This window comes from Flexithrix dorotheae DSM 6795, from assembly GCF_000379765.1.
Classification (GTDB): domain Bacteria; phylum Bacteroidota; class Bacteroidia; order Cytophagales; family Flammeovirgaceae; genus Flexithrix; species Flexithrix dorotheae.
Window position 1 is genome coordinate 1 of record NZ_KB903511.1, and the last position, 3,815, is coordinate 3,815.

A 3,815-nucleotide genomic window follows, 5' to 3' on the forward strand; every position below is an offset into this window, starting at 1 on the left:
AAAACTCTTAATCGCACCATAGTGGAATTGAAATGACATTAGTTACGAAGAGTATGGGCACACTTCGGATCTCTTAATCGCACCATAGTGGAATTGAAATTATTTTAAGGTTAACACCTTTATTTTACTCTTAATTGGACCATAGTGGAATTGAAATAAGCCGGAACCAGATTAAACCGTTCATAATAGTTTTGAGTAATGGTTAGTTATTAACTTCATATTTAGTTTTCTTTATGTTAAAAGTACAGAAATATAGTTTTTTAATTCCTATTTTATTTTTGAAATAAATTCTGTTTCGGTAATATTGAATTTTCCGAAACAAATTATTGTGTCTAGTAAAAGATGGAAAATGCAAAAAATAAGCTGAAAAAAGAATTAAAATCGGTATTCTGGACTTCTATCTATTTTTTTATTTGGTTTGGAGCTTTAATGATAATTAAGGTTCTGTTATTACGTGAATACCAAATTCAATTTGCAGGTTTTACATTAGTTCTGGTTGGAGCATTGGTAGTAGCTAAAGTGGTCTTAGTTTTAGAGTATGTGAAAATACCATTTACTAAAAAACAACCGGCATGGGTAGAAATCTTAATAAGAACACTATTATATCTAATTGGTGTCTTTGTCATTTTGACCTTGGAAAAATCTTTTGAAGCGAGAGACGAATATGATGGAGTGGTCAACTCGTTAAAGGACCTGGCTATTCAATTGGATATTTATCATTTATGGGTAAATATTATTTGTGTTTTTGGAGCCCTTTTCTTTTTTAATTTGTGGACGGTAGTTAAAAAACATTTCGGACCAGATATTTTTCGCAAGATTATGAAAACTCCAATTCCCCAAAAACCAGATTAATCGTTTATAATTTTTCAGATGGTGATCATAAGGTTATTATCATTGATGGATGCAGTTGTTTTATTAACTCACTGTGAAACCAATCTTTATAGCATTTTCTAACAGGCTCTACTTTCATGGCTCTTAACTTGCATTTCAAGGGTTAGAAGTTGTCCATGGAGTTTCTTTTAGGAGGAACTTTCTGGATTTAAATTTTCAGCTCCAGTCCTGATTGGCAGGGGAAAATAATAATTGTAAAACTAAAAATATTTAATTCGATTTAAATTTTACTTTTGTGAAAAATTCACTTTAGATTTTAATTTTTTATAAGGAAAAAGGTATGATCGCTACCCAATTTTATCAGACAGAAAGTTATGTCTTAATTCCGATAAGATACTCTATACTAGAATCAATTCCCTTTGTGGAGAAATTGAAAGGTTAGTATTGAAGTTTAAATTGACTTATTGATGTTGAGGCAAAATCTATATACATTTTTTTTATCTTTAATTTTACTAGTTTCCTGCGATATACTTACTCCACAGGTTAACTTTAAATTAGCCATCCCTGTAAATGATTTCACTTATAATCGATCTGCACAACACTTGAAATTATTTCTTGAAAAAGAAGGATACCAAATTGATATACTTCCCTGTGAAAATGCTATTGAAGCCAATAAAATGGTTGGTAATGGTGAGGCTGATCTTACCTTTATAATGAATCACAGCGATTTTATTCCCGAAGTGATAGGGAGTAAGGCAGGGAATCTAAGGACGGTTTTACCTCTTTTTGAACGTCTATTTTTCTTGTTCTCCAGAAATGCTATTTTAGATACTACAAAATCAACCCGAGAAATACTAGCAAATAAAACTGTGGGAATTGAAGTATTAGGAGGGGAGACTCATGCCAATCTCAAAAAGTTACTACAATCTTGTCAGATACAAAACGTAGAGATTGTTACCAAGGATCAAAATCCCGACTTTATCCATTTTTGGGGGACTTATTATGGTCCAAGGGCAACTGATTTATTAAATGATAACTGGCAGGAAATATCTATTGATCCAACCTGGGAAGATTTTATCATCTTAAACGATCCAGCCCTAAAACCTTTTACCTTACCGGCAATACCTGGAATTGAGGAATCTTTAACCTTAAATACATTTTCTATTCAGACTTTGCTTGTAGGTCGGTTTGATTTAGGGGAAAATGCCATCTATAAATTAAGTGAGTATATATTCAAACATAAATTGGAGTTGATGGGCCAAGATTTGATGTATAGGTCGATAAATGAAAATTTTGATGCTTCAAAAATATTGTATCCTATCCATAATGGTACAGATTCTTATTTTCAAAGGAATGAACCTACTTTTTTCGAAAGATATTCACAAGTATTAGCGGCAGTATTCTCAATTTGTGCTGTTATTTTTGGTGCAGTTCAGGCAATAAGAACTGTAATAGCTAAAAGAAAAAAAGAAAGAATAGATCAGTACTTTCTAAATTTTTTAGAGATAAAATCCAATAGAGAAGCGAATGCAGAAAAAGGTGAACAATTTGATGAATTATTGCAACGGGCTTTGGTCCAAATGACTAATGAAAAATTAGATAAAGGTGATTTTCATATTTTAGCACGGCTTATTCAACAAGAACTATCAAATTTAAAATAAATGAATACTTCCCGTAGTAGAAATTAATTTTTTATAAAATTTTAATTAAATAATCTTTTAAAGGAGAAATTTATTTTAATTTACCTTTTTTACTGTAAAAAAACTATTGGAATCATGAAAAAAGCACTGAAACTAATAAACCTATTGTTAATAAGTATGTCTATTTCCTTTCTTTCTATGGGGCAGGTAACAAGTGATTATGATAAGAATACAGATTTTACTAAATATAAAACATTTAAATTTATTGGATGGGAACAAGAAAGTGATAAACAGCTCAATGATTTTGATAAAAAGAGGATATTAGATGCATTCTCAAATGAATTAACAACTAGGGGATTCATTTTATCTGAGGACAATCCTGATATTGGAATCACTTTATTTTTGGTAATTGACGACAAAACCAGCACAACAGCCTACACAAGTTACAATGGAGGAATGGGCTACGGATATGGAAGATGGGGTTGGGGAATGGGTAGTTCAACTACCAATTATTCTGAGGATCATTATAAAGAAGGTACGATGGTAATTGATTTTTATGATCTGGCTAGCAAAGAGCTTGTTTGGCAGGGTGTAATGCAAACAGAAGTTCAGGAAAATCCGAAGAAAAGAGAAAAAACAGTTCCCAAAAAAGTTGCTAAACTAATGAAGGGCTATCCTGTGAAACCTACTAAATAGGTTTCAATGAGCAATTTAATCTAAAACTTAATTAACTGAAAACTCAAAACAAACATGACAACGCGAAGAATCTCTTATCACTTTTTTTTGGTGGGAATTATCATTTCCCTATTCATTTCATGTAATTCCAAACCTGCTAAAGACACTGTAGAAGATACCCCCCCTCCCGCCCCTGCCGAAGAGGAAAAACAAGCATCTGCCCGACCAGCTCATTGGGGGTATGGTGGGGATGAAGGTCCTGCAAGTTGGGGAAGCTTAAGCCCGGTTTATGCTTTATGCGGCAATGGTAAGGGACAATCTCCCATCAANATTGCAGAAACTGAGGTGGGAGACGAAGCGCAATTTCAACTTAGNTATGGGACCACTCCACTGAAAATTGCCTTTAACCAACACGTAGATAACATTGTAGATAACGGACATACCATCCAGGTGAATGTAGATGAAGGAAGTAGTGTGACTTTTGGTGATAAAGTTTTTAGCTTAAAACAATTCCATTTTCATACCCCTAGTGAACATACTATTGACGGGGAACATTTACCCTTAGAAATGCATTTTGTTCATCAAAGCGATGATGAAAGTCTTGCTGTTTTGAGTGTAATGTTCAAAGAAGGAGAAGCTAATGACAATTTTGCCAACATTATCCCTAAC

4 protein-coding genes are annotated in these 3,815 nt (G+C 32.9%); all 4 read left to right on the top strand.

What is annotated here, in order from left to right; all coding sequences use genetic code 11:
• The first annotated feature begins 342 nt into the window (after positions 1-342).
• Positions 343-852 (top strand): hypothetical protein, encoded by a 510-nt coding sequence (locus A3EM_RS0139230; RefSeq protein ID WP_020533720.1) that lies wholly within the window; start codon positions 343-345, stop codon positions 850-852.
• Positions 853-1,298: 446 nt separating this feature from the next.
• On the top strand, positions 1,299-2,492 hold the full coding sequence (locus tag A3EM_RS0139235; protein ID WP_020533721.1) for a TAXI family TRAP transporter solute-binding subunit: 1,194 nt from the start codon (positions 1,299-1,301) through the stop codon (positions 2,490-2,492).
• A 114-nt stretch (positions 2,493-2,606) separates the two neighbouring features.
• On the top strand, positions 2,607-3,167 hold the full coding sequence (locus A3EM_RS0139240) for a DUF4136 domain-containing protein (protein ID WP_020533722.1): 561 nt from the start codon (positions 2,607-2,609) through the stop codon (positions 3,165-3,167).
• 54 nt (positions 3,168-3,221) lie between these two features.
• On the top strand, positions 3,222-3,815 hold a 594-nt coding region (locus A3EM_RS45115), incomplete at its 3' end, for a carbonic anhydrase family protein (RefSeq protein WP_169513472.1).

Excerpts from the sequence above, each read along its gene's own strand:
- A3EM_RS0139230 (WP_020533720.1), top strand. The coding sequence starts at position 343 with ATGGAAAATGCAAAAAATAAGCTGAAAAAAGAATTAAAATCGGTATTC.
- A3EM_RS0139235 (WP_020533721.1), top strand. The coding sequence starts at position 1,299 with ATGTTGAGGCAAAATCTATATACATTTTTTTTATCTTTAATTTTACTA.
- A3EM_RS0139240 (WP_020533722.1), top strand. The coding sequence starts at position 2,607 with ATGAAAAAAGCACTGAAACTAATAAACCTATTGTTAATAAGTATGTCT.